22 protein-coding genes and 1 tRNA gene are annotated in these 24,268 nt (G+C 37.8%); 7 read left to right on the top strand and 16 right to left on the bottom strand.

Features of this window, described 5'->3' with window-relative positions:
- The first annotated feature begins 49 nt into the window (after window positions 1-49).
- A complete protein-coding gene (locus CUU64_RS23345) occupies window positions 50-250 on the top strand; it encodes a DUF7695 domain-containing protein (RefSeq protein ID WP_483861836.1) in 201 nt (66 codons plus the stop codon).
- On the opposite strand, the gene CUU64_RS10895 is transcribed toward CUU64_RS23345, so the two are convergent.
- Window positions 247-546 carry a hypothetical protein gene (locus CUU64_RS10895; RefSeq protein ID WP_101633661.1) on the bottom strand — a complete coding sequence of 100 codons (300 nt, stop codon included), beginning with the start codon at window positions 544-546 and terminating at the stop codon, window positions 247-249. The two genes, CUU64_RS23345 and CUU64_RS10895, sit on opposite strands and share 4 nt — an antisense overlap.
- Window positions 547-2,116: 1,570 nt before the next feature.
- Window positions 2,117-2,281: a hypothetical protein gene (locus tag CUU64_RS22000; protein WP_180954557.1), complete on the bottom strand. Its 165-nt coding sequence runs from the start codon at window positions 2,279-2,281 to the stop codon at window positions 2,117-2,119.
- Between the two features lie 204 nt (window positions 2,282-2,485).
- Here CUU64_RS22000 and CUU64_RS10885 point away from each other — a divergent pair, with 204 nt between their 5' ends.
- Window positions 2,486-4,039 carry a recombinase family protein gene (locus CUU64_RS10885; protein ID WP_101633659.1) on the top strand — a complete coding sequence of 518 codons (1,554 nt, stop codon included), beginning with the start codon at window positions 2,486-2,488 and terminating at the stop codon, window positions 4,037-4,039.
- 270 nt (window positions 4,040-4,309) lie between these two features.
- Window positions 4,310-4,495, top strand: a complete 186-nt coding sequence (locus tag CUU64_RS10880; protein WP_101633658.1) for a hypothetical protein — start codon at window positions 4,310-4,312, stop codon at window positions 4,493-4,495.
- 202 nt (window positions 4,496-4,697) lie between these two features.
- On the opposite strand, the gene CUU64_RS10875 is transcribed toward CUU64_RS10880, so the two are convergent.
- From CUU64_RS10875 to CUU64_RS10850, 6 genes are all read right to left on the bottom strand, one after another.
- Window positions 4,698-5,090, bottom strand: a complete 393-nt coding sequence (locus CUU64_RS10875) for a hypothetical protein (protein WP_101633657.1) — start codon at window positions 5,088-5,090, stop codon at window positions 4,698-4,700.
- A 1-nt stretch (window position 5,091) separates the two neighbouring features.
- A complete protein-coding gene (locus CUU64_RS10870; protein WP_101633656.1) occupies window positions 5,092-6,231 on the bottom strand; it encodes a hypothetical protein in 1,140 nt (379 codons plus the stop codon).
- A 14-nt stretch (window positions 6,232-6,245) separates the two neighbouring features.
- A complete protein-coding gene (locus CUU64_RS10865) occupies window positions 6,246-7,091 on the bottom strand; it encodes a hypothetical protein (RefSeq protein WP_101633655.1) in 846 nt (281 codons plus the stop codon).
- An 18-nt stretch (window positions 7,092-7,109) separates the two neighbouring features.
- Window positions 7,110-9,326, bottom strand: coding sequence for a dynamin family protein (locus tag CUU64_RS10860; RefSeq protein WP_101633654.1), 2,217 nt, complete (start codon window positions 9,324-9,326; stop codon window positions 7,110-7,112).
- 1,011 nt (window positions 9,327-10,337) lie between these two features.
- The gene (yhbH, locus tag CUU64_RS10855; protein ID WP_101633653.1) at window positions 10,338-11,534 is read right to left on the bottom strand and encodes a sporulation protein YhbH; all 1,197 of its coding nucleotides are present in this window, start codon (window positions 11,532-11,534) and stop codon (window positions 10,338-10,340) included.
- A gap of 269 nt (window positions 11,535-11,803) precedes the next feature.
- Complete coding sequence (locus CUU64_RS10850) at window positions 11,804-11,983, bottom strand: hypothetical protein (RefSeq protein WP_101633652.1); 180 nt, start codon at window positions 11,981-11,983, stop codon at window positions 11,804-11,806.
- 134 nt (window positions 11,984-12,117) lie between these two features.
- Between CUU64_RS10850 and CUU64_RS10845 the strand changes: the two genes are divergently transcribed.
- Entirely contained in the window at window positions 12,118-12,327 is a 210-nt protein-coding gene (locus tag CUU64_RS10845) for a heavy-metal-associated domain-containing protein (RefSeq protein WP_101633651.1), read from the top strand.
- Between the two features lie 304 nt (window positions 12,328-12,631).
- Here CUU64_RS10845 and CUU64_RS21995 read toward each other — a convergent pair whose 3' ends face one another.
- The 6 genes from CUU64_RS21995 to queG form a co-directional block, all read right to left on the bottom strand.
- Window positions 12,632-12,790: a hypothetical protein gene (locus CUU64_RS21995; protein ID WP_180954556.1), complete on the bottom strand. Its 159-nt coding sequence runs from the start codon at window positions 12,788-12,790 to the stop codon at window positions 12,632-12,634.
- Between the two features lie 154 nt (window positions 12,791-12,944).
- On the bottom strand, window positions 12,945-14,843 hold the full coding sequence (locus CUU64_RS10840; protein WP_101633650.1) for a PrkA family serine protein kinase: 1,899 nt from the start codon (window positions 14,841-14,843) through the stop codon (window positions 12,945-12,947).
- Between the two features lie 447 nt (window positions 14,844-15,290).
- Window positions 15,291-16,040, bottom strand: a complete 750-nt coding sequence (gene nfsA, locus CUU64_RS10835) for an oxygen-insensitive NADPH nitroreductase (protein WP_101633649.1) — start codon at window positions 16,038-16,040, stop codon at window positions 15,291-15,293.
- Between the two features lie 117 nt (window positions 16,041-16,157).
- Window positions 16,158-16,646, bottom strand: coding sequence for a tRNA (uridine(34)/cytosine(34)/5-carboxymethylaminomethyluridine(34)-2'-O)-methyltransferase TrmL (trmL, locus tag CUU64_RS10830; RefSeq protein ID WP_101633648.1), 489 nt, complete (start codon window positions 16,644-16,646; stop codon window positions 16,158-16,160).
- 65 nt (window positions 16,647-16,711) lie between these two features.
- Window positions 16,712-17,584: an amidase domain-containing protein gene (locus CUU64_RS10825; protein ID WP_101633647.1), complete on the bottom strand. Its 873-nt coding sequence runs from the start codon at window positions 17,582-17,584 to the stop codon at window positions 16,712-16,714.
- A gap of 316 nt (window positions 17,585-17,900) precedes the next feature.
- Complete coding sequence (queG, locus tag CUU64_RS10820; protein WP_101633646.1) at window positions 17,901-19,040, bottom strand: tRNA epoxyqueuosine(34) reductase QueG; 1,140 nt, start codon at window positions 19,038-19,040, stop codon at window positions 17,901-17,903.
- Window positions 19,041-19,148: 108 nt separating this feature from the next.
- Between queG and CUU64_RS10815 the strand changes: the two genes are divergently transcribed.
- Complete coding sequence (locus CUU64_RS10815; protein ID WP_257985488.1) at window positions 19,149-19,811, top strand: B3/B4 domain-containing protein; 663 nt, start codon at window positions 19,149-19,151, stop codon at window positions 19,809-19,811.
- 478 nt (window positions 19,812-20,289) lie between these two features.
- Complete coding sequence (locus tag CUU64_RS10810; RefSeq protein WP_101633645.1) at window positions 20,290-21,378, top strand: diguanylate cyclase; 1,089 nt, start codon at window positions 20,290-20,292, stop codon at window positions 21,376-21,378.
- A 54-nt stretch (window positions 21,379-21,432) separates the two neighbouring features.
- Here the strand turns inward: CUU64_RS10810 and CUU64_RS10805 are convergent, their stop codons facing one another.
- On the bottom strand, window positions 21,433-23,178 hold the full coding sequence (locus tag CUU64_RS10805) for an ABC transporter ATP-binding protein (RefSeq protein WP_101633644.1): 1,746 nt from the start codon (window positions 23,176-23,178) through the stop codon (window positions 21,433-21,435).
- Window positions 23,179-23,307: 129 nt separating this feature from the next.
- Window positions 23,308-23,381 (bottom strand) — tRNA-Gly (locus CUU64_RS10800).
- A 453-nt stretch (window positions 23,382-23,834) separates the two neighbouring features.
- On the opposite strand from CUU64_RS10800, the gene CUU64_RS10795 reads away from it, so the two are divergent.
- Complete coding sequence (locus CUU64_RS10795) at window positions 23,835-24,080, top strand: hypothetical protein (protein ID WP_101633643.1); 246 nt, start codon at window positions 23,835-23,837, stop codon at window positions 24,078-24,080.
- Window positions 24,081-24,268: the final 188 nt, after the last annotated feature.

Raw genomic sequence — 24,268 nt, 5'->3', positions numbered from 1 at the left:
TGAAACGAAAACTAAAACACAATAAAGTTCGATGTGAAAATGTACTGCTATAATTGAATCTCTCCATACCCATGATCTTAAATATTGTATTTGCCAAAGTGTAGGTATCGATGGAGGGTTAGAGTACGCAAAACGCCTTCTTCCTTCTAGAGCTAACTGGGAAGACTATATTGAAGAACTATCAGAATGGGAAAAACGTAAATGGCTACATTATATCGAAATTTATGTCTATGTCGATTACATATATTAAAGCCCCTTTGCAAAAATTCTTATATTACTGTCCTTTCTAAAAGCAACATCAATAAAATAATAATATCCCTTTGAATCCGAAACATCACATGCCTTTACAAATTTCCTAATAAACTCAAGTTCTTCTCCATCAAACATAGGTTTTTCTTTAGGATGATAACCATACTGCGAACCATTTGATCTATTATAAATATCTGAATAGATATATCCAGAGGGCTTTAAACCAAACTCATTTGCTATCTTTTTAATCAACTTCTTATTTGGATTATCATTAGTTTTATTTAAAACCCCACACATATCTGCAATTTCAGAGCAAGTATATCCATCCCCTGTTTCCCATGTATTGCTTTCAGTTTCTAAAGAATGAAAATAACGCTTTTTTTAACCTTCTTATTCATAATCAATTCCCTCCAGCAGTTAAGTTTTGATTATTATATAAAAGCTCTACCAAAGAAACAAAGTTCAAAATACGCCATTTTTAAGTATTTTACTCACCATGTTTTTCCCTACATTACAGAATTCCGATACGCTCATGATACACTTAAAGTACAAGCTCCATTTTTCTTAGTTTTTCATCTAGACCATACTACCCCTATCTGCTTAAAACAATCCCCTGCAATAAAAATCCTTCATTTTGCTAGGGAGCAAGTACTATAAACTTATTAAACGACGCACTATCACGCCATATATTGAGAACTTATACTATTTGTGTTTACACAAAGCATTTTAAAACCACTCACGGCATTTCAATGTCAAAAAGAAACGTAGAATTGTTTAAATCCTCTAAGGAATCTGAAGTTAACTATAATTGAATTTTGTGGATAAACTTTTTCTCATTGTTTAGATGTAGTTATGAAGAAAAGTATTAATTAATGTTAACACCTACTTTATATGAAACTATTAAACCATATTCAATACTTTGAATTTATGGCTATATTAAATGCATGGGGATCTAATAGAATAATGCTAAAAATCCCTCTTCGTAATGTAAAGAGGGATTTTATGTATTAAACAAACCTAGTTTATTAGCTAATCTTCATGTCTCTGTGGAGATACAAGAAATTTAAGTTCAAAAACAGTCGAGCAAGTTCATAAATACCTTCGCAAATCAAGATTTCTGCTCTTGCCACCTCTACAACATTAGAGGCTATAATTCGGTATAAGGGGGATTGTACAAAGGCTGAGTTTATCTCGCTTTATTCTAACCCATCCTTTGATTTGATATGGATTTCAGGACATGGAAATGCAGATTGGTTGGTTGGGATTTTCCTTATATCAAAGAGACGTTCCAAAATTAATTTAAAGCTCTTTGTTACTACAACTGAAACGACTCTCATGCTTTCCATTACCTTTTCCTGTATAGTGTACCCACGTTATTAACCTGCGTATAGAGCAACTAGACTTGAAAATATTGTTTCACTCAAGAACTTCATAAAAAGTTCTTCCACTTTATTTGACACATGACAGAGAAACGCCTTGAAAAGCAAATAAGCCATCCCCTACGCTGTGAACCGTCAGGATGGATTATTTTCGTGTCCCACAATGGCCATAGTATTTATAAAACTGAAGTGCTACCTCACTTCATACCTGATTTTAACATTTTGGCCACTACCATGCATCTTTAAAAGAGTTTCTGGAGAAGTAGGCTAATCATTGGTCCTGACAAGAATTGTTTGATTGATTTTCCCTTAAAGCAAACAACCTTCACATAGCAACCAATTTAAACCACAGTCTTCTAATGCCATACAGCAAATAAGATTAATCAGTTTTATCTAATAGCATTAATGCCACACCGCTGTCCTTATTTCTCATCAACAAAGTTTAACCCATCAGAAGATTCACTTGGTCATTTATAATTTCTCTGAAATTATGGTATTCTGTAACATTCCCCTACCGCTGCAACTATTTGTTTTAAAACTTTATTGCCTTTTTCCACTTCATCTTGAAACCATTTCTTTTTTTCATCTGTATTCATATGCACAAGTGGCGAATGGATAACTACAGTAGTGTTACCAAATTTAAATTCCTTCATATCTGAATTCCCCCTTGATACATCTGTATGCTGATGATCAAGTTGGACAACCCTGCTTTCTAACACTCAAAACCCCTCCGGCTAAATAATTTGAAACATTTTAGCAGGCACTTTTCAAAATTCTTAGTCTTATATAAAAAAGTTTGTAATTTTGTGGTTTTTTTGTGTAATGGTCATTGTATAATTGGTTAGAGGTGATTTGTATTGCAGAGACCTAATGAACTAGATGTATTTATCTACTTACGTAAAAGCAGAAAGGATATTGAGGAAGAACGAAAAGCGGTTGGCGATAACAAAATTCATGACACACTTAGCCGCCATAGAGATACCCTTATGGCAGTGGTGAAAAAGGAAAATCACAACGTAGTTGGCATATTTGAAGAAGTTATATCAGGAGAGTCAATATATGAACGTCCTGAAATGCAAAAACTTTTACGCTTAATAGAAGAAATGGAATGTGATGCAGTGTTAGTAATGGATATGGACCGACTCGGACGGGGAGATATGTACGACCAAGGGACACTGGATAGAGCTTTTCGTTATTCCGGGACAAAGATCATCACGCCAACAGAGATTTATGACCCGGAGGATGAATCATGGGAACTGATTTTCAGTATAAAATCTCTACTCTCCCGCCAAGAATTAAAATCAATAACCAAACGTCTTCAAGGAGGAAGACATACTTCTGCAGCGGCAGGAAAATCTATCTCAAAAATACCTCCATATGGTTACAAAAGAACGGAAAACTTAAAATTAGAACCTAATCCTGAAACTGATTGGGTTGTAAAAAAAATGTATGAGATGATGCGAGATGGACACGGAAGACAAGCAATAGCAGCTGAATTAGATAAATTAGGTGTTCACCCTCCAGACAAAAAGTCAGATTTTTGGTCGCCCTCTAGTATTACCGCGATTATAAAAAATGAAGTCTATATGGGACATATAATATGGGGTAAATTTAAGTCTGCGAAAAGAAATGGAAAACGAATACGTAAAAAGATGCCGCAGGATAAATGGACCATAACAGAAAATGCTCATCCACCAATAGTTTCTCCAGAACTCTGGGAAACGGCCAATAACGCACATACAGGCAGATGGAGACCGTCTACCGTTGAAACTAAATCCCTCTCTAATCCACTAGCAGGAATTCTTAAATGTCAGGTATGTGGGTATACAATGTGGTATCAACCCAGAAAAGACAGGCCTAATCACATGATCCGTTGCCCTAATCCTAAATGTAAAGGTGTGCAAAAAGGAGCTATATTATCTCTTGTGGAGGAACGCATTATTCAGGGCTTGGAGGAAATCGTAGGACATTTCGACATTCAAGAAAGCATGATTGAAAAAAAAGAAGAAAGCTCAGCTATAACCATAAAAGAGAAAGCAAAAGAAAACAAAGAAAAAGAGTTAGAAAAATTATACCTTCGAAAAGATAATATTCATACCTATCGAGAAACTGGTGAATATACTATGGAAGTATTTATGGAACGTTCGCAAAAAGTTGTAAACCTTATAAAACAGACACAATATGAAATTAGCATTCTAGAAGAAGAAATAGAGAGAGCAAAATTCCATGAACAAAACGTAAATCAATATATCCCAACCGTAAAAAAAGTATTAGATGTATATAAAGAGACTGATGATATTGAAAAGAAAAATCGCTTATTAAAAACCGTACTTGAGAAAGTAACTTATCTCCGGGAAAAAGAGTGGACCAAAAAAGACCAGTTTAAGATTGAACTGTATCCTAAGATTTAAGTTTTTTTATAATTAGACGATAAAAGAGGGACAATATTGTTGCCCCTCTTATCGGATTTATACTTTGCTTACTTGAGTACGGGGCATTATTGTGTCCATAATTTAACTACTTAATATTCCGTGTTCGCCTTACTCCCCCTTGCTCTGAACCAAAAACCGGGAAGAGATCTGCAAAATAAACTTTACCTTGTTTTATCAGAGACATAATTACACGCTAAACCGTTACAATTAGATTTTAAATATGATCGTGATAAACCCAGAGGTTATCAATTGTACCTAGGAAACATTTCTCTCTTTTTTAAGGAAGGTAGTATAGAAAAAATTCTTGCAGACTTCGAAAATATTTATAAAAATTACAAAAAACAAGAAAGATGGCAACATGAATTAAGAAGGGAAGCCGATATGCGGTTGTCTAAGGAAACTTGGGGAAATATCGATAATATGATTGAAAAATAAGTATAGAAAAAACCTTATTAAGATAAGCAGAACTTTAACCCAATTGAGTGTACTTTTCCCAACCAATTCCTTTAAGAATGTTCGCTCCAATCTTTTGTGTACCAATTTCCTTTTTAGAGTAAATACCTTAACTCAATTTTACAACGTAAAAAGCAACTGCTAATCCGCAGTTGCTGTTCAACTATACACTTATGATAAGTCCTCAGTCTTTTTCCTTCAAATTTTTGATAATATATTCGAGAAACATATCAAAGGATTCAACGAAGGATTCTTTTTCAAAAGTCCATGCTCCTGAGCCATGAACAGCTATAAATACTTTGCCATCATTAATTACAATTGGATCTCCTTCAAGTGTGGCAAATATAAATCCCTGTATAATTTTGTATTCTTTTTGAAGGTCCCTCAATTGATGTAGTGGATATAGTCTGATAGATGTGAGATTCTCTAAAATAATTTCAACATCCTCTGGATTCGCTTCCATATAAAATTCCCGTAAAGGATTTGGCAAAAAATCAACAGCTTCTTCAGAAACTGTACTAAATTGATTTCTTTCATCTTGATGTTCTATCTGTACAATAAAAGAACCATATCTCATCCTACTTCTCCTTTATAAATAGAATAGGACGACTCTTCTCAATTGAATAGTTAGTTATATTATCAAGAAGCTTGTGATTTAAGTTATGCTTCACATATTGGAAGATAACCATCGATAAACCGATGGATAGAGATACAATTAGTCCTGCATACCCTCCCCACACTCCTTGGGCTATAATTGAGATGAAAAGAATCGCTAATGAGGTACCTAAGCTTTTAACAGCCGATGCAAATGCAAATCTGGAACTATGACCTTTCCATCTAAGTTTTACAAACAACCATGTACTAAATACAATCGATCCAACAATACCAATTGTTGCCATATTACACATTTTTATTAGATTTTCCGTAAGGGTAAATCCGTACTGCTGGATCGCAAATTGACTTAATGATTGAGTAATTGTTTCCCCAATCCCCCTGACAATTACGTGATTTATTGTCGCTAGCATTGACGATTCTAAACCAGCCCTCAAACCGACTCCCATCGCTGCTTTAACACCATCAATAGCAATCCCTTTCTGAGCCAGCGTGGTTACAAAACCAATGGTAAAACCAACACCTAAGCCAATAGCAGCAGCTAATCCAATACCGGTTAATTCATTTTTAATTACTCGTTGACGGTTAACTTCTTCCAATCTCCCATTCCTATCAATCAAGTCTCCTTCTGTTGGATTCCGGAAGTCACCTCCATGCTTTTGAAGATGTTCATTTCGGTCCTTTGCAAACTCGATATTATCAGGATTTGCTTGTTGATCAGGATGGTTTTTAACACTATTAATATGGTGACCTTCTGCACCACGAACCTTGCCATTGTTTAATATTTCTTGTCTTTGCGCGTCAGACCAATTCGTAGATCCTTTTCCGCCCATTTCAATCTCCGCTTGTTCATAGCGCCACCCAAGACCTACTCCATCATTCCTCAAACTTGTGTTTCCATTAGGTAGCTGGCTCACTTTATCCTGTAAAAGTTGTCTTCTTGCGTTTAGGTCACTAAAAATGTTCTCAAATTGATCATTATAACCATTAGTTGTTTGGATAGTTCCAAACGTATTAGAAGAATGAAGACCTATACCTAACATGTTGTGGTTAAAAGTATTGGATCCATGTGTGGCTTTTGTAATACTTCGCCGGTTTGTAAACATTTCACCGCTCCATTCTAATAACTCTTCTTTTCGGTATCAATCGCGAGTTCAGTTAAACGATATTTACCTTCATCATCTAGTTTGCTAAAAATATAAGAATATACATTGTTGTAATAAATCATTGTTTCTGAATACAGTTGGTTTGCATCATAACAAAATAACCTTCTACCCACTAATCTCTTTAATTCAACAAAATTATTTTTATGCTTTTCCTCATCTCTTTTAAACTCTTGAAAAACATAATAATAGTCTTGAACAGCTTTCTTATTATAAGCCTTCACTTTTAAACGCTCAAATTCATTAAGTTTTTGGCTTATAATTTGCTGGTAATCCTTAGTTAGCTCTTCATATAACTTTTGCTGAGATTCTTCTAATAAATCTTTTTGGATATTATTTTCAGTAAATTCTATCCTCTTCAAAAGCTCTTGAAAACTGTTTTGATTATTGCACTTTTGAAGTTTAAACTTATATTCTGTTAGCTTTAAAAGACATTCTTTGTTTTTTTCAATCAACTCATCTACTATCTTATCTTCTTGAATATAATGGACACTTGAGATTTCTTTTTTTACTTCTGTAATTTCAGCCTGACACTTTTGAATAATCTCAAGTGTCTCTCTAGTTATATCCGTATTTTCACTAAAAAAGATAAGAGCAGAATCGGCTTGGTCTAAGAACATTGTTCTAGATGGAAGGTCAATATTCCATCTAGAAATTTTCATACAAAATTCAAAGAACTTATTAAAAACAAGTGGATCTGAGACGTTTTTACTGAAAATATTTTTAAGTAAGATATTTGCAGAATAAATATCATTATTGTTTATCAGTTCCTCTAAGAATGTATTCTGGCTTTCTGTAATCATCAGCAGTCAAACTCCTTCTTATGCCATTGTTAGCTCATTCAATGGCACGGACTCAAAAAAATCAGTCATCTTTTTCCCCTTAAAAATGTTTGCCTCTAACTCTTCAACACTGTAAGAAGCAATTTCATCAACTAATTCTTTTAATTTTTGTTGCCATTCCTCTTCAAGATGATCTGCGGCCGTTTCAAATTCCATTTGTGTGTCATTCCAGAATTTATCTATTTCACTTACAAATTTTTGTAGCGTATTTTGTTTCCCGTACTCTTTGACCATTTTTTTTGCAATACTCTTCTGCCACCCACCTGATACGAAGGCAAAGACTGATAAACTAACAATTACCGCTAAAGCAATACCAAGAGTAATTGGTCCACCTAGAGCTGCAACTACTGATGCTGCTCCTGCAGTTCCACCAGCTACACTGATGCCAACCGCCGATAATACACTAACACCCTTTGCAACTAAAATATAAGCACCTAGATTTCCTAAAGTAGAAGCCCAAATCGCTAACCCACCGAAGGTAGCAAGTCCTGCTAAACCACTTGCGAACACCTTAACACTATCAAACGGAATAACATAGGTATCTAAATCTAAATTACTTGGCTTTTTAATTGATTCATCAAAATCCTTAATAAACCGATCAATAACATCATTTAAATCCGATGACTTCTTTTTAAGAATATCTTGAAGCTTTGCTTGAATTTTACTACTTATAAATCCACCTAAGCGTTCAATATCATCTTTCTTTTTCTTATAGCCTTGTTTTTTAATAATCTCTACTATATTATCTACTGATATAATTTCTGCATATACATCTTCAAATGTATTAATGGTTTCTTGACGGAAAGATTGAATTTTCTCCAAGACATTCATTCTTGACTGATAGTTATCGTTCATTCGTTGGGGTTCATTGTCCTTCAACTCATTAAAGTACTGAATTAATTGTTCCCTTTTTTTTAACATTCCATAGTAAGAATTTATTTCAATCTGAAGTTCCTTCTTTTGAGATGCTATAAATTCTTGTATAGATGTCTTTGATTTGTCATTTATCATTACTGGTAAAACTTCTAACAATTGCTTTAGGTCTTGCTCAAAATCTTCTCTCAAATATGGTTTATCCGTTGTATAAGTGAAAAACCTCTCCCTGAGATGTATTTCTTGATAAGAATAACCAGATGCTTCAGCACGATTCTCCCAAATTTCTTCAGGTATTTCATTATATAAACGTTTTGACCCTGCATCTAGAATATCAAGTAAATCATTTTTACTTCCACCGTTTACTGTATGTGCTTGAGAAGCTAAGACAAACAGATTATTTAATGGTTTTAAGTCATTTCCCCTATTCTCTAAAACTGGTAAAGAGTTTATTGAATTTTTAATGAATTCGATATCCGTCCCACGTAAGAAACCATTCGCAATTGATAGATATATAACAATGTCAGCAAATTCTTTAGACTTTTGTGCTAATTTATCATCATTCACTCGGTCACCTGTGCCAAATCCCGGTAAGTCTACAATGTCACAAATTTGAAGAATAGGACTTTCAACAAATATAATAGCAGCACTTGCATCCTCTAAATATTTAGAACCCTGTCGTGTTCCGTAATCCGATAATATATGTGCCTCACCTGCTGCAATCTTGTACTTTTCACAATAAGCTTGATCATGAAGCTTATGTACATCAAAGCCCTTCTTCCCACCTTTAAAGATCCAAGCTTCTTCTTTTATAAAAGAAGGCCGATCTTCTACATGCTTAATATGAACACTAATTGATGTTGTAGGTGTCCAAGATGTAGGCATCTTATCTTGTCCGATTAATGAGTTAATCAGCCTACTTTTCCCTGCATCTGACATTCCAACAATTGCAACAGTAGGTTTACGAAGAGTAGAATCTATCATTTTTTTCAATTCCACTACCATATTAGAATGAGATGTATCTTCAAGATTTAAGTCTTTCATTCTAACCTTTATATATTCAAGCATAGTCTTCTTGATATAGCTTGAAGTTTCCCAAGTATTATCTACTGACAGTGCCTTTGGTAAATCCTTTTTATATCCAACTAACTCATCCAAGGTAGTACCTGTTGCAGAGGCAATTTTTAAAAGAAGACTTAAATCAATTGCTTCTGGATTTTTTTCCATTCTTGATACATAATCCTGTCTGCTATCTATTAATTTAGCAAACTCTTCCTGAGTCATTTTCAGTACATTTTGCCTAAAATCTTGTAAATCAAACATACTTTCACCTCTTAAAATAGTAAATTTTTCCCTTGTATCGAATTATAGAGTATTTTTATTGGTAACTCAACCATTAATTGCATTTTTTTAAATAAAATATGCAATTTAGCATAAAGTTATCAAAATTATGTCATCGTTAAAATCTCAAATCCCAATGGCTAGATAGCTATAAGAAAAAAACGTCCACCATTTCCGTGAACCGATAACATGATCTATTTAGTCTTTTCGATAATGTCCAAATGACATCTTTAACCCAGTATATTGGAACTAGACATCCATTCCTCATCAGATCCTCCTGAGAAAACGAGTATTATTTATAAAAAATTTAAGTGGTATACCATATACCTTTTCTGGTTTAAATGTTCCAGCAGTCAATTTTAGCTGTCCATCTTCTTCAGCGATTACCAATAAATCTCTCAACTCGCTTACAATAATGACAGACTTAGAATCTCCAGTAGGGATTGGTGGGAAAATTCTTCGAAAGTGTAAGTTTGCTAAAAGTAATTCTGCTGCGGGACATTAGTATTCACTGCCATTGATAACATCATTCGTGCTTCTATTAGAATACTGCTTAAATGCTGATCTATTTCTCCCGGAAGCCCTAGCTCAGCAAGTATTCCAGCGATAAATATTAAATCATTATCTAGTTTCTTGTTTCTACACCTTTTTTTAAATCGTTCCCTTCCAGTTCAGGTAAATCAGGAATACCTTCTGGATAATAAAAAAATAAATACTCTGACATTTTTTCTCCTTAGCTCTTTTATTATTAAGAAGTGTTCTTATTAATTATCTTCAACATGTAGTTAGGTGTTTAGATATATATGGTAAATCTAATGCAGGGACACAGAGAGCTGACGCTAAGAAAAAGGATTTTTACAAAGATTGAAATATATCTCTAATCAATATATATGTATAAGTAATAGAAAAGACACTAGGAGTCCAATGTCCTAGTGTCTCTTTGATTTTAGATTGTATAATTAACTTTAAACATCTTTATTGTTCTTTGATGTTTTACTTGTTGGGTACAGTAACTGTAATTTGATTAACTTTGTTCTCTTTTCTAAAAAACGTTTCTAAAGCAGAAAATACATCTTTTTTCTGTTTTAAGATATAGTACCTAAACTTTTCATCTTCAATGTTTTTATAAGCCGAAAAAAGGGTAGAGGGTATACGATTGTATTGGTTCACTTCTCCATACCCAAACATATTGCAAGTTTTCATAAGCTCCTCGACGAGCTTCACGCATCGTGCGTTATCTGACGTCAGGTTATCTCCATCCGAAAAATGAAAGGGATAAATATTATATCTCATGGGATCGTATTTATAATCGATCAGCTCCAAAGCTTTTCGGTATACGGATGAGCATATGGTGCCGCCGCTTTCCCCTTTTGTAAAAAAGTCCTCTTCCGGGACGACTTTTGCTTCAGTATGGTGGGCGATGAATTCAATTTCCACAGTCTCATATTTAGTCCTCAAAAAACGGGTCATCCAAAAGAAAAAGCTGCGCGCCATGTATTTTTCCCAGATTCCCATTGAGCCCGAAGTATCCATCATGGCCAAAACTACCGCTTTAGAATCAGGCTTGATGACTTCATTCCATGTTTTAAACTTCAAATCTTCCTGGTAAATCGGATGGAATCCCGGGTTTCCGGTTAAAGCGTTTCGTTTGAACGCAGCCATCATTGTCTTCTTTTTATCAATGTTACCCATCAGTCCTGTTTTTCGGATATCATTGAATTCAATATGTTCTACCCTGTTTTCAGCCCGTTCCTTTTGTTGAAGGTTAGGAAGTTCCAATTGGCTGAATAATGCCTCTTCAATTTCCATCATCGAAACTTCGGCTTCGTAATAGTCTTCCCCTGCCTGGTCTCCGGCACCCTGCCCTTTCCCAGGGCCCTGCTGCTGTGACGGTGAACCGTCCCTGGCCACTACATCCCCCACCTGGCTTTCGCCGTCTCCCTGCCCTACATGCTTATTTTTGTCATAGTTATAACGTATTTTATATTCATCCAAGGAGCGAATCGGGATTTTGACAACATCGCGTCCATTTGACATGATAATGCTTTCCTCTGAAATTAAATCCGGCAGATTATTCTTGATCGCTTCTTGTACCTTTTCCTGGTGACGTTGCTGGTCATCATATCCTTTTCGGTGGAGGGACCAATCTTCCTTCGAAATCACAAACTGATGATTGTCCGCTTCTGTCATATTTATTCCCCTCCTAATTTTTCTTGCACATACTTCCATAATCATGCATAAGATAATGTAGTGTGAAAAAATTTTTTCAATCATCATTTTTAGGTGTAAACAGTCCCGTTGGTAAAACAGTTAAAGAATGGGATTACTCTATCATATGCGCGGACAGCAAATAATTTACAAAAAATTTTGACAAAAGGTCTTTACCTAAAAAAATGGACAGGCTTCCATCAGGAATTTTGAAAGCACAAAAAAAAGCCCCCTCAACGTGGAGACCTTGTCTATTCTTGATTAACTTCTACTTCTTCGTGCTGCACAGTACCGGGACGTTTATTCCATTCTTTCAGTTCTTCGTTGGTCCTTAAATTCTCCATTTGCTTTCCTAGGTCTTTCATTTCGTCGAAATCTTTCGCCATAGAGCTGTTTTCAGGTACGTTTTCCCTTTTAAGATTATTCTCCATCAAAATCACCTCTGGTATCTTTTACCCTATAGTGCACTAGAAGAAACTTTCATACCTTGTGTTCCTATGTCATATCTTCCGTGGAAAAGGGTATAGATAAGGTAGGTTAGTCATTCGTGGAAAGGAGACTCATGATGGAGAACGCTACAATTTATGTAAAACAGGCAACTTCCAACAGCAATATTCAGGATGTAGAATCCCTTTTGCTTAAAAGCGATGGGATTGAAAGAGCACTATTCGATACCAATGACGGTGAAATAAAAGTCGAGTTCGACCACCAAAAGATTTCACTCCAGCAAATCATAGGGACACTTGAAGCTCATGGATTACATGTGACTATTTAATAGTAAGAAAAACCCACTTTGGAGAGTATGCTAAGACTTCCAGGAGTGGGTTTTCATTTAAAAAGAAAGGTTTTTATATTTGTTTTTTCATGGCCTCCTTCCAAAATTCCCACCTGGGCATGCTTTGAATAATCTGTTCACCCACTTCTGCTGTCCTCCACTGTTGGGCCAATGTGTGCCAGGTGTAATCCGGAGAAAAAATCGTGTCTGTAATAAAAAGACTGAACAGATTATCACTAGATTAATGGCTTGATTTAAAGGTGAAAACTTAAAAAACATAAAAAACCCTGCCATCCGGCAGGATTCAGATTGGATCCACCTCGTCAAGGGACAATGTGGTTACATTCGTATATTCACCTTTTTCCACTTCCTCTGGAGTTGCACTTTCGTTCAATTCATCATCATAATCAAACCCGGGGGCAATTGTCTGTTCGGTTTCCTGGTTCGGATTTTTCTTTTTCAACAAATACCATCTCCTTTTATCCTTACCTTTCCCGCAAGGAGGAGATGTATTCTACCAGGCTGCAGGCCGTTGAAAAAGGTATACGACTTCCTGAAATTTCAGCCCGAATCCATAAAAATAAAACCTGCCAAATTTGGCAGGCCATTTGCAAATGCTATCTGTTCAATAAACTACCAACATACTTTAACAATTCATTTGCAGATGTGGAATTATATCCATGCTCCTCAATAAGCCTTGCAACGACTTCGTTTACTTTCTTAAGCTGGTTTTCATCCGGTGTCTTTGAGGATGTAGTGATTTTCACCACATCCTTCAAATCTGCAAACAATTTCTTTTGGATCGCTTCCCGCAAACGGTCATGTGAATTGTAGTCGAACCTTTTCCCTTTACGCGCATATGCCGAAATACGTATGAGAATTTCTTCACGGAATGCTTTTTTTGCATTTTCAGAAATACCGATTTGCTCCTCAATAGAACGCATCAGTTTTTCATCCGGCGAAATTTCTTCTCCGGTAAGCGGATCGCGCAGCTTGGATTTGTTGCAGTAAGCCTCCACATTATCAAGATAATTATCCATCAATGTTTTCGCAGATTCTTCATAGGAATAAACAAATGCCTTTTGTACTTCATTTTTTGCAATGGTATCGTACTCCTTCCGTGCGAGCGAAATAAAATTCAGGTACCGCTCTCGGAGCTCATTCGTTATGGATGGGTGCTGGTCTAATCCCTCCTTCAATGAGCGGAGTACATCAAGGGCATTAATGGACGGATTGTCTTCTTTGCGAATGATGGTTGATGAAATACGGTTAATGACATAGCGCGGATCGATGCCGCTCATCCCTTCGTCAGGGTATTCCTTCTTTAGCTCTGCAATATCTGCGGAATTGTAACCTTCCACATTTTCACCGTCATATAGCCTCAATTTCTTCACCAGGTCAATGTCACCCTTCTTGGGATCCTTTAACCTCGTCAGGATGGTAAACATCGCCGCTACCTTAAGGGTGTGCGGGGCGATATGGACATCAGATACATCGCTTTCCCGAATCATTTTCTCATAAATTTTTTCTTCTTCGCTCACTTTCAGGTTATACGGGATTGGCATTACAATAATCCTTGAATGAAGAGCCTCATTCTTTTTATTGGCGATGAACGATTTATATTCGGTTTCGTTTGTATGCGCGACGATTAACTCATCTGCACTAATCAAAGCGAACCGGCCGGCCTTGAAGTTCCCTTCCTGCGTGAGAGAAAGCAGATGCCATAAAAATTTCTCGTCACATTTAAGCATTTCCTGGAATTCCATCATGCCCCGGTTTGCCTTGTTAAGCTCACCATCAAACCGATAGGCGCGCGGGTCTGATTCCGACCCATATTGGGCAATCGTCGAAAAGTCAATACTCCCTGTCAAATCTGCGATATCCTGTGATTTCGGGTCAGAAGGACTGAATGTTCCGATTCCGACACGCTTATCCTCCGATAGGAAAACCCTCTCGACGAGTACGTCTTCTATCCGGCCGCCGTAATCCTTTTCCAGCCTCATCACATTGAGCGGTGATAAATTCCCTTCGATCCGGATACCGTATTCCTCGTTGAAATCTTCGCGCAAGTGCTGAGGGATTAGGTGCAACGGATCTTCATGCATTGGGCAGCCTTTAATAGCGTATATCGCACCCTGGCCCTTAAGGGAATAAGCTTCAAGCCCCCTTTTTAACATTGCCACAAGTGTTGACTTCCCTCCAGATACAGGTCCCATCAAAAGCAAAATCCGCTTTCTGACATCAAGCCTTTTGGCGGCAGGATGAAAATATTCCTCCACCAGTCTTTCAAGAGCTTCCTCAAGGCCGAAAAGCTGGCCGCTAAAGAAATTGTATTTACGTACCCCATTCACTTCTTCTATACCTGCATCTCTAATCATGTTATAAACTCGTGAATGAGCAGACTGTGCAACCCATGGCTTTTCCTTTACAATCTCCAAATATTCCGCGAAGGTGCCTTCCCACTTCAGCCTCTGTTCATCTTCTCTGTACTTTTCAATTTTCTTTAAAATATCCATTAAGGAACCTCCCCTTGTTACTTTCAGAGATGATACTCTACTCTATGCTCTGAATTAGCGAAACATGTATAGGGTTAGTGAAAAGGGGGAAACAAAGGCTGGTGAAAATGGCACCATACAACGAGAGCACGGTATTCAAAAAGTTGAAAAAATAGTGAATAGTTGTTCAATAGGTGAAAAAATACAACCGTTTTCATTCACAGTCCTATTAAGATGAGGTATAATATTTCCATACTAATTGAGTTTTGGACAGAAGAACAATACTAACACTGCTGTTTCGTCATGCTACAGTCACACCATCAATGCCAAAAGGGGGCTACATAATGGGTACAATATTAATAATAGCCGTTTCAGTGTCATTTTTAGCAGCAATATTCACAGCCGGCTACAATGACAAACCCGGTGTGAAATAAACCAATAATAAAAGCTGCCTCACTTGGCAGCTTTTTATCTTTTATTCAACCCCTGCTGTTCTACAAACCCTTTCATGTACATCCGGCTCTTCTTTTCCAGCATTCCAGCCATTTGGCCTGTCCATGTGTCAGACCGTGTTCCATCCGTTCTTTCTAAGTAATATCGGGAAATACTATCATTGTATTCTTTTAATTCATCAGAAAAGACATCTGTTTTTTGCTGGTAGCCGTTTAAATGATAGACGTTTGAAAGCGGAAGCCTTGGTTTCTTATCCGTAATGTTACTAGGGTAGCCCACTGTCAAACCGAAAAGCGGGATCACCCTTGACGGAATATTTAAGATGTCCGCTACCGCCGGAAGATTATTTCGTATCCCACCAATATAGCAGATTCCCAGACCCATCGATTCTGCTGCAAGTGCGGCATTTTGCGCAGCAAGGGCTGCATCTATGCAGGCGACCATAAATTTTTCCGTACTCTCAAGCGGCTCACTAAGATCCTTATTTTCCATATCGGAAATGACGTCATGCCTATGTAAATCCGCGCAGAACACCAATAAGTGCCCATTCTTCTCCACATATTCCTGCGAGCCGGCAATTTGGGCGAGGGCCGCTTTCTTCTTCGGTTCTGTAACACCAATGATGGTATATGCCTGCATAAAACTCGAAGTTGAAGCGGCCTGTGCACATTCAATAATCGTAAGAATTTGTTCTTCCGTTAACGGCTTGTCCTCAAAGGATCGAATAGAGCGATGGTTTAATATCCGTTCTATTACTTCATTCATCATTCTTCACCTCATTATATATGTTTCACTCTCATGAGAAAGATAAAATAAGAAGACAGGGGTGGGTGACAGAATGTTTTAGCTCTATCACGTCCCTAAGCCTTCATTAAGTACAGTCTAAAGCTTGCCCTCCATGTCCAGATCACGGTAATCCTGCTGGCGGAGAGCCTCATAAACAAGGATGGCTGCAGTGTTTGAAAGGTTCAGTGAACGTACCTTATCCGTCATTGGAAGGCGCAGGCAGCGGTCCATTTGCTCACGGATCAGTTCTTTTGGCAGTCCGGTTGTCTCTCGGCCGAATACAAAGAAATATTCCTTGCCTTTCTCGCTGTAATCAAAACTTGAATGAGGCTTCTTGCCGAATTTAGTTAGATAGAAAAATTCCCCGCCTTCATTTTTTTCGAAGAATTCTTCCAACGAGTCATAATAATTGATCTTTACATGCTCCCAATAATCCAGTCCAGCCCGCTTCAGCATTTTATCATCCGTGGAGAATCCAAGCGGACGAATCAAGTGCAGCGTTGTATCCGTTGCTGCACATGTACGGGCTATGTTTCCTGTATTGGAGGGTATTTGGGGCTGATATAACACTACATGTATGGCCAATGTTGTCACCTCTAAAATATTCTCTACCAGATATTATATCATTATTTGCCTTTGCATTAAAAACTTCAGTCCCCATCAAGGATAATGAAATATTTATATTCGATGTTCGGTGTATATGCAGTTGAATCTTCATACGCCCAATAACGGCGCCGGCTATTCGTGGTATGAGCGTTAACGAGCGGCATCCCGCTCCAATCCTTTGCTGTAACGATTGTGTTATGGTCATACCGCCCATTCCCCTGGAAATCATAACAAATGATATCTCCGAGCTGAAGCTCCATTGGGGAGGCAACCTCTTTTGTTCGGATGCCTTTCCCATTTGCGAGCAATAACATTAAGGAATGGGCAACTGTCCAGGAATAGCTCCAATTGTTCCCTCTCATCCACCAACCCTTTGTTTTATTTGAACTGCCCCACATAGGAATCCCTCCGGCGTGTAAGCATTGTGAAATATAATTCGTACAATCGTCGGTAAATTGTCTGTACGCAGGGTTAAACTCATTCCACCATCTTTCAGCATATTGTACGGCCTTCAACCGGTCGTAGGAATAAGACAGCCTTTCATCGAATAAATCTCGTTCAGTTCCTAAAACAATATCAGGTATTTCTGACTTTTGTTCTTTTTCTTGGTCTTCAACTAGTTCTCTACCAACAAATCTTGCTGTCCGATACTCGGTTCCTTCTTCATCTATAAAAAAATCATGTTGTTTAATTAGAAAACGGAAGTGGACCATATAATCAACCATTGTTTCCTGATACCCTTTGCACTCCGAAATAATGTTTCCCGAAGCCCTTACCTGGACAATTTCTGCGTCTCGCTTCTTTAATGATCCTAGTTTCCGCTCTATTTTTTCTTCTGCATGACCGCTTGGATTTTTTTCATTTTGGACAAATTGGTTAACCCGCTGCTGTAATAATGTTTCCAGTTGTTGTTTCAAGGCCAGCCCTCCCATTTGTGAATATACTGTATATCTATGAAAAGGAGGGCTACATTATTAGAAGAGCGAAAACAACAAAAGGGTTTAGGATCGAAACAAATCCAAGGCCGAATATCCAGGTTTATATGTAAAACCCAAGGTTATGAGTGAAATTTCAGTTTTTATTAGGGAAAGTCCAAGTGTCTTACTCCTGTTCCCTTCAAGTGAAAGAAAAGGCGAGGATAGCGAGAGGTGTAGCTGTTAAAGAAAAATCTTTATCAATCAAATGGTACCTCCATGTTCCTGATTAATGTAAAAAACCCGGCAATGCCGGGTTTTACTGTGCTGTTTCAAGGAACCGCATACCTTTTTTTATTTCAATTAATACTTCTTCATCCGTTTCCCTTTCAAGAGCGTGACGCAATTGTATTTCAGCTTCCGGCCCGCCAATCTTGCCAATGGCCCATGCAGCCGTTCCCCTAATGACAGGTCTTGTATCTTCTCTCAATACCTTAATAAGGTCAGGGAGCGCCGTTTCATCTTTATAATGGGCCAGGGCGATAATGGCATTCCGCTGAATCGGCTTTTTACCTCTCCAAGAACCGGAAACATGTCCGAATTTTTCTTTGAAGTCACGGTTGCTGATAGAAAGGAGCGGCTTTAATAAGGGCTTGGCAATCTCCGGATCAGGCTCTGTTTCTGGGTGTAAGTGAAAATCCTTTCCCTTGTTCTCCGGACACACGGTCTGGCAAGTGTCACAGCCATAAAGCCTGTTCCCAATCTTCGTACGAAATTCATCCGGCAGGAATCCTTTCGTCTGGGTCAGAAACGCGATACAACGTTGGGCGTTCAATTGGCCTCCTGCAACAAGTGCTCCTGTTGGACATACATCGATGCATTTATTGCAATTACCGCAACGATCTTCCATCGGCTGATCTGGCTCGAAGGGTAAATTCGTGATCATTTCTCCCAAGTAAACGTAAGAACCGAATTCCGGTGTGATGATGGAACAATTTTTTCCGCTCCAGCCAATTCCTGCGCGTTCCGCAACTGCCCGGTCCACGAGCTCTCCAGTATCAACCATTGATTTTGTTACCGCTTCAGGAACCTTTCTTTGAATAAATTCTTCTAACTGCTTCAACTTGTCCCGAAGGATCACATGATAATCCGTTCCCCAAGACGCACGGGCAAAAATTCCTCGTCTTTCCCCCTTTTTGCTTTTCGGGGCGTCTTTCATTTTGGAAGGATAAGCTATCGCAATGGAAATGATTGAACGTGGTTCAGGAAAAATCAAATCCGGGTGAACCCTTTTATCTATATCCGGCTCTTCAAAACCCGATTGATATCCCAACTCGGCCTGACAAATCAGCCTGTTTTTCATTTCCCCAAATGTATTGGCAGTCGTAAAACCAATTTTATTGATGCCAATTTCCTGGCTATATATTATAATTTCTTCTTTCAGTTTTTGATAGTTCATTCAGATTCCTCCTTTCCTCTTTAAAATGAAAGAAGATTCGCTTATAGTTGTATTAAAACCACTCTATCTATAATAAACGATATTCCGTAGTTTTTGGAGGTGAAACGATTGGAAACCTATATTGATCATACACTGACTGGAAAAATACCAGATTTTAAAGCCGGGATCATTACATATCGTGGTCTAAAAGTGGGAGATTCCCCGCAAATGGTAAAAGGAAGATTGCAATTATTCCAAGAGTCAATCTTTTTTGACCTGCAGGAAAAAGATTTGACCGATTTTAAAGGGATTAAGGAATGGCGCCAGATATTTAAATTGGCGGGGACCGATCCTTCGCGCTATCGCCCATCTGCTGAGGCCCTTTATCGCCGCATCAAAAAACAGAACTACCTGACCCCAGTAAACTCGGCCATCGATTTGAATAATTTCTTTTCCCTGCAATATGAAGTGCCGATTGGCATTTATAACAGCGATCAAATCAGTGGGGATGTTACGATCAAGATCGGAGAAGCTGGCGAAGAGTATACCGGCATCAATGGCAGGATAAATTCGATGCAAAATATGATCGTCTCTGCAGATGATTTAGGTCCTTTTGGGAGTCCCTTCGTCGATTCAAATCGGACAATGGTTACTGAACAAACCCACAATGCCCTTCAAATCATTTATTTGCGGCCCTCCATGTCAAAGGAAGAGGGTTATAAACTAACAAAGTCTCTAATGGACATGTTCCTGCAAATCCATGGCGGTGAAGCTTCTTGCCGTGTAATTTAAATTCCAACTGACAAATGCAGCCGCGGAAGGCTGCATTTTTGTTATTTTTACAGAAATGTCTTCCCATATTTATTTTTTGCACCACCAACCATTGACAGCTTTTCACCGCCAATTACTGTAATTTATTAGGAGCATTTGTTAAACAAGCCTTTGAAAGCAAGCCAGTGGGATATATATAAGAAATGTACCTTTTTAAGATGAATTTAATATACTTGATTATTTGTCCCAATGCATAAAATCATTAGCCGAATGGACAAAGGAAAGGGTCGAAAGATCGTATATTTTGTCTAAAGACGATTGGACATTTTCCAATATCTGTTTGTATAATAAACAGGTTAAAAAGCTGAATAATTATTTGATTACGCTAGTTTTCTATATGGCGGCAAACTATTAGCATCTGTCAAATATTAACCATTGGGAATACGGATTCAAGTGATTTGTTGAGACAGTAAAAAGCTGAAAGGATAATCTTTTTGAAATGTTGGTTATAGAAGATTTTTTCGTTAATTTTTGTATTTTATGCACAGGCATTTTCCTGATACATCAGTATTTCCTAAGAGAACACGTATCATTAAAATACTCTATTCGATATCGGATTATTGGCGGCATCTTTCACGGTATTTTTGGTGTAATTCTTATGCATTTTGGTATTCAACTGAACGATGGGCTCCTTATTGATCTTAGAATTATACCGATAATGATAGCTGCGTATGTTGGTGGTTCGATTTCTACTTTTACAGCTACAGGAATCATTATCGTTTCCCGGTTATTGTTGTATCCAATCTCCTTTTCATCCCTCAACAATATTTACGTTCTTGGTATGTCCGCACTAGCTTTTACTGTAATTGGTAATTCACGGTTGAGTGGAGAAAAAAAGTGGGTTTTCATGCCTTTGTCGTTTATTATGATTCTTGCTTCTACGTTTCACTTAGTTATACCCAATTTAAAAACCGAAATTATTATTTTTATCCAATACGCCGGTGCTATTGCTTTAGCATCTTTCGCAGCTTATATTATTAAATCTTACCTGCGGCGAAATGACGTAAACTATGAAATGCTAAAGAAAGCATCCCAAAAAGACCACCTCACAGGCTTAAATAATGTTCGTTCGTTTGACCAAAAGATTGATGCCATGTATTCCTATGCAAAAGAGAAAGAAAATGAATTATCCTTGTTGGTTATAGATATTGATCATTTTAAACAAATAAACGACACCTTTGGGCATCCCGCCGGAGATAAGGTGATTAGGAAAGTGGCCCAAATACTTTTACTTTCATGCAGATCAATAGACTTTGTTTCTCGTAACGGCGGTGAAGAGTTTAGTATTATTATGCCGGATTGCGATGCTAACTCAAGTCAGGCAATTGCAGAAAGAATACGTAAAGCAGTTGAAAAGAGCACCTTCAGAATCAATGAAAATGCAGAATTACATGTTACTGTTTCTATTGGTTGGGCTACCACTATGCAAAGTGGCATTAATTCGGTTACAACCCTAATCACCAAAGCAGATCAGGGGTTATACAATGCTAAACAAAGGGGAAGAAACCGGGTAATGATAGGGGTTTAGCGCCAAAAACAAGGATAATGTACCCTAAAAATGCAGCCAGCTCGGCTGCATTTTTTAGTTTAATTTTAACTGCTGCTTTGCTAGTTTTTGATATAACTTATGGTTCTGGAGAAGTTCGTTGTGCGTCCCTTTCCCAGTAATTCTTCCCTCTTCAAGAACAAGCAATTGATCTGCATCAATTACTGTAGAAAGACGGTGTGCGATAATTAGTGTTGTCCTGCCTTTCATCAGATTTTTTATGGCCTGCTGAACCAACTGCTCAGATTCGCTGTCGAGATTGGATGTTGCTTCATCAAGCAGAAGGATTTTCGGGTTTCTAAGGATGGCTCTTGCAATGGCGATACGCTGCCTTTGCCCTCCTGATAGCTTGATGCCCCGCTCCCCGACCTGTGTTTCATACCCGTCCCCAAGGCTTATGATAAAATCATGGGCATTTGCCATTTTTGCTGCAGCATATACCTCATCATTGGTAACCTCGTGCTGAAGCCCATAACAAATATTCTCTTTGATTGTCCCTGTCATCACAGGGCTATCCTGTGACACATAACCGATTTGTGACCTCCAAACCGAGAGATCTAACTCCTCTATGGAAATTCCGCCAATAGTTATGGAACCTTGGCCAGGTTGATAAAACCGTTCTATCAACGAAAAGACAGTTGTTTTTCCGCTTCCACTCGGACCAACCAAAGCGACCGTTTTATTGGAGGGAACAGTAAAGCTGACACGGTCTAAAACCAATCTGGATTCATTATAAAAAAACGCAACTTCATGAAATGACAAATCTCCATTTAATAATGTTTCCCGCATACCTTCATATCGTTCAACCTGAAGAGCAATCAGTCCCTGAATCCGTTCTGTCGCACCCATCGCCTTCTGGAATGCTGTAAAGAAAGAAGCTAGCTGGCTAAAAGGCACAACTACTTGAAACATATAAATGATAATCGCTACCAGAGTACCAGCCGTTAATTGCCCTGAAGCGACCCGCACCCCGCCATAACCAATGAGAATGACCAGGACTACCATCAAAATTGTTGTCATAAAGGGGGAAATTACCGCCTGGATTTTGGCTTCCTTTAATCCGAAAAGGAATAATTGCTGAACACCGTGAAATCCTTTCTGTCTTTCTATGTCCTCCCCATTATAAGATTTCACAAGCCGGATCTCACTGAGCACCCTGCCAAGATTGCCGCTGAATTGTGCCATTTCATCTTGCGTTTTTCTTGAAACCTTGTACATTTTCCGGCCAAGCGGCATGATAATAAGAAGTGAGACTGGGATGATACCTAACATAATGACAGTCATTTGCCAATCCAAACTAACAAGAATGATGATAGATCCGATAATGGAAATAACCCCTGAAATAAATGTAACTAAATGATTAGTAAGGACCGTTTTGATTGTGTTTGTATCTTGCGTAATTCTGCTAAGTGTTTCCCCGGATTGGTTTGCATCAAAAAATGATACCGGCAATTGCAAGATATGTTTCCAAAGCCTGCGGCGAACTCCCTCAATCACTTTTTCCCCGATATATGTTAATAGATAAAAAGAAAATCCCCCGGCTACCGTTTGTGCAATAAAAGCTCCTATAAGAAGCAAAATGACACTAGTTTGAACTTCCCCACCAGCCATTAAATCAACCAACCTCTTTGTGAAAAGTGGGACCACTAGGCTAGCTGCAGTTTCCAGCAGACTAAACACCAATACCGTAGATATCAATAAGACTGGAGGTTTTTCAGTGATGATCAATTGCAAGAATGGTTTCCATTGATTTTGTTCCCTCTTTTGTTTTATTTCCTCCATACACAACCTCCTACCACTAAAGTCAGTGTACCCAACATAAAAAGCATACCAAAAAGGTATGCCCTAAAAATATAAAAACGCAATACTTCGTTCTCATTGTAACGAAATACTGCGTTGTGATCATATGTATGGAGCGGGTGATGAGAATCGAACTCACGACATCAGCTTGGAAGGCTGAGGTTTTACCATTAAACTACACCCGCATTTTTTGTCGAATCATGTTCCCTTCAACAAAACCTATTATATACCCTTATCTACATATAATCAAGCACATTTATTAAAAAAGTCTTAATAAAATTTTCAAAACCCTTACTAAAGAGATTTGAAGCTGTATATTTATTTTTACCATAAATAAACAATATTATGCATTTATCGGAACCTAATATTTTGGTAAATTTAAAAAGGATTCTTAATAGTAATGTATAAAGCAGGAACAAGTCGATTCTATACAAGAAACTTCAACCTTTATAGAAGAAATTCAAGATATGTCAAACCGGCTTAACCACTACGCCAAGAACTTATAGAACATTACTTCAAGTTCCTCTCGCGGATTTGAAGAAGAATGCGGGCTTTTTTTACCTTTGAGTATTCTAATAAGAATAGTTCATCTCTTTATACAGTAGAATGAAACAAAATCAAAAAAGGGGATGGGCTTATTGACCAATGAAAAATTACCGCATGAACGATATTTGGAGCTAATAAAACAACTCGATCAATTAACGGATGAGCTGTACGACGAAATATCGAAGCGGGAATTTAAATTTCTGGTATCGAGAGATGTAGAGAAGGAGCTGTCAGCACTGACTGAGGAATACGGAGAGGAATTTGTTACGCTAATGGTTAATGATTTTATCTCAATTGGATTGCGTAAATTCAAAAATTCAGAAAAACAAACTCAATAGACTTTCCAATTATAATAGCGGGCGGGAGAAATTTTATGCAACAACTATCAAAAGCGCAATAAACTTTCTATATACACAAAAAACCCATGCTCTAAGCATAGGTTTTTTGTGTTTTCGATCAGATTTGATACCGGTGGTCGGGGTCGAACCGACACTCCAGAGGAACACGATTTTGAGTCGTGCGCGTC

It is taken from the genome of Bacillus sp. V5-8f (assembly GCF_002863565.1).
Lineage (GTDB): Bacteria > Bacillota > Bacilli > Bacillales > DSM-1321 > Peribacillus.
This window is presented reverse-complemented; position numbering and strand designations above follow the sequence as displayed.

Coding starts and splice junctions, on each gene's coding strand:
- CUU64_RS10895 (WP_101633661.1), bottom strand. CDS start 546: ATGTGTGGGGTTTTAAATAAAACTAATGATAATCCAAATAAGAAGTTG.
- CUU64_RS22000 (WP_180954557.1), bottom strand. CDS start 2,281: ATGAAGGAATTTAAATTTGGTAACACTACTGTAGTTATCCATTCGCCA.
- CUU64_RS10875 (WP_101633657.1), bottom strand. CDS start 5,090: ATGAGATATGGTTCTTTTATTGTACAGATAGAACATCAAGATGAAAGA.
- CUU64_RS10870 (WP_101633656.1), bottom strand. CDS start 6,231: ATGTTTACAAACCGGCGAAGTATTACAAAAGCCACACATGGATCCAAT.
- CUU64_RS10865 (WP_101633655.1), bottom strand. CDS start 7,091: ATGATTACAGAAAGCCAGAATACATTCTTAGAGGAACTGATAAACAAT.
- CUU64_RS10860 (WP_101633654.1), bottom strand. CDS start 9,326: ATGTTTGATTTACAAGATTTTAGGCAAAATGTACTGAAAATGACTCAG.
- yhbH (WP_101633653.1), bottom strand. CDS start 11,534: ATGACAGAAGCGGACAATCATCAGTTTGTGATTTCGAAGGAAGATTGG.
- CUU64_RS10850 (WP_101633652.1), bottom strand. CDS start 11,983: ATGGAGAATAATCTTAAAAGGGAAAACGTACCTGAAAACAGCTCTATG.
- CUU64_RS10845 (WP_101633651.1), top strand. CDS start 12,118: ATGGAGAACGCTACAATTTATGTAAAACAGGCAACTTCCAACAGCAAT.
- CUU64_RS10840 (WP_101633650.1), bottom strand. CDS start 14,843: ATGGATATTTTAAAGAAAATTGAAAAGTACAGAGAAGATGAACAGAGG.
- nfsA (WP_101633649.1), bottom strand. CDS start 16,040: ATGAATGAAGTAATAGAACGGATATTAAACCATCGCTCTATTCGATCC.
- queG (WP_101633646.1), bottom strand. CDS start 19,040: ATGAACTATCAAAAACTGAAAGAAGAAATTATAATATATAGCCAGGAA.
- CUU64_RS10810 (WP_101633645.1), top strand. CDS start 20,290: ATGTTGGTTATAGAAGATTTTTTCGTTAATTTTTGTATTTTATGCACA.
- CUU64_RS10805 (WP_101633644.1), bottom strand. CDS start 23,178: ATGGAGGAAATAAAACAAAAGAGGGAACAAAATCAATGGAAACCATTC.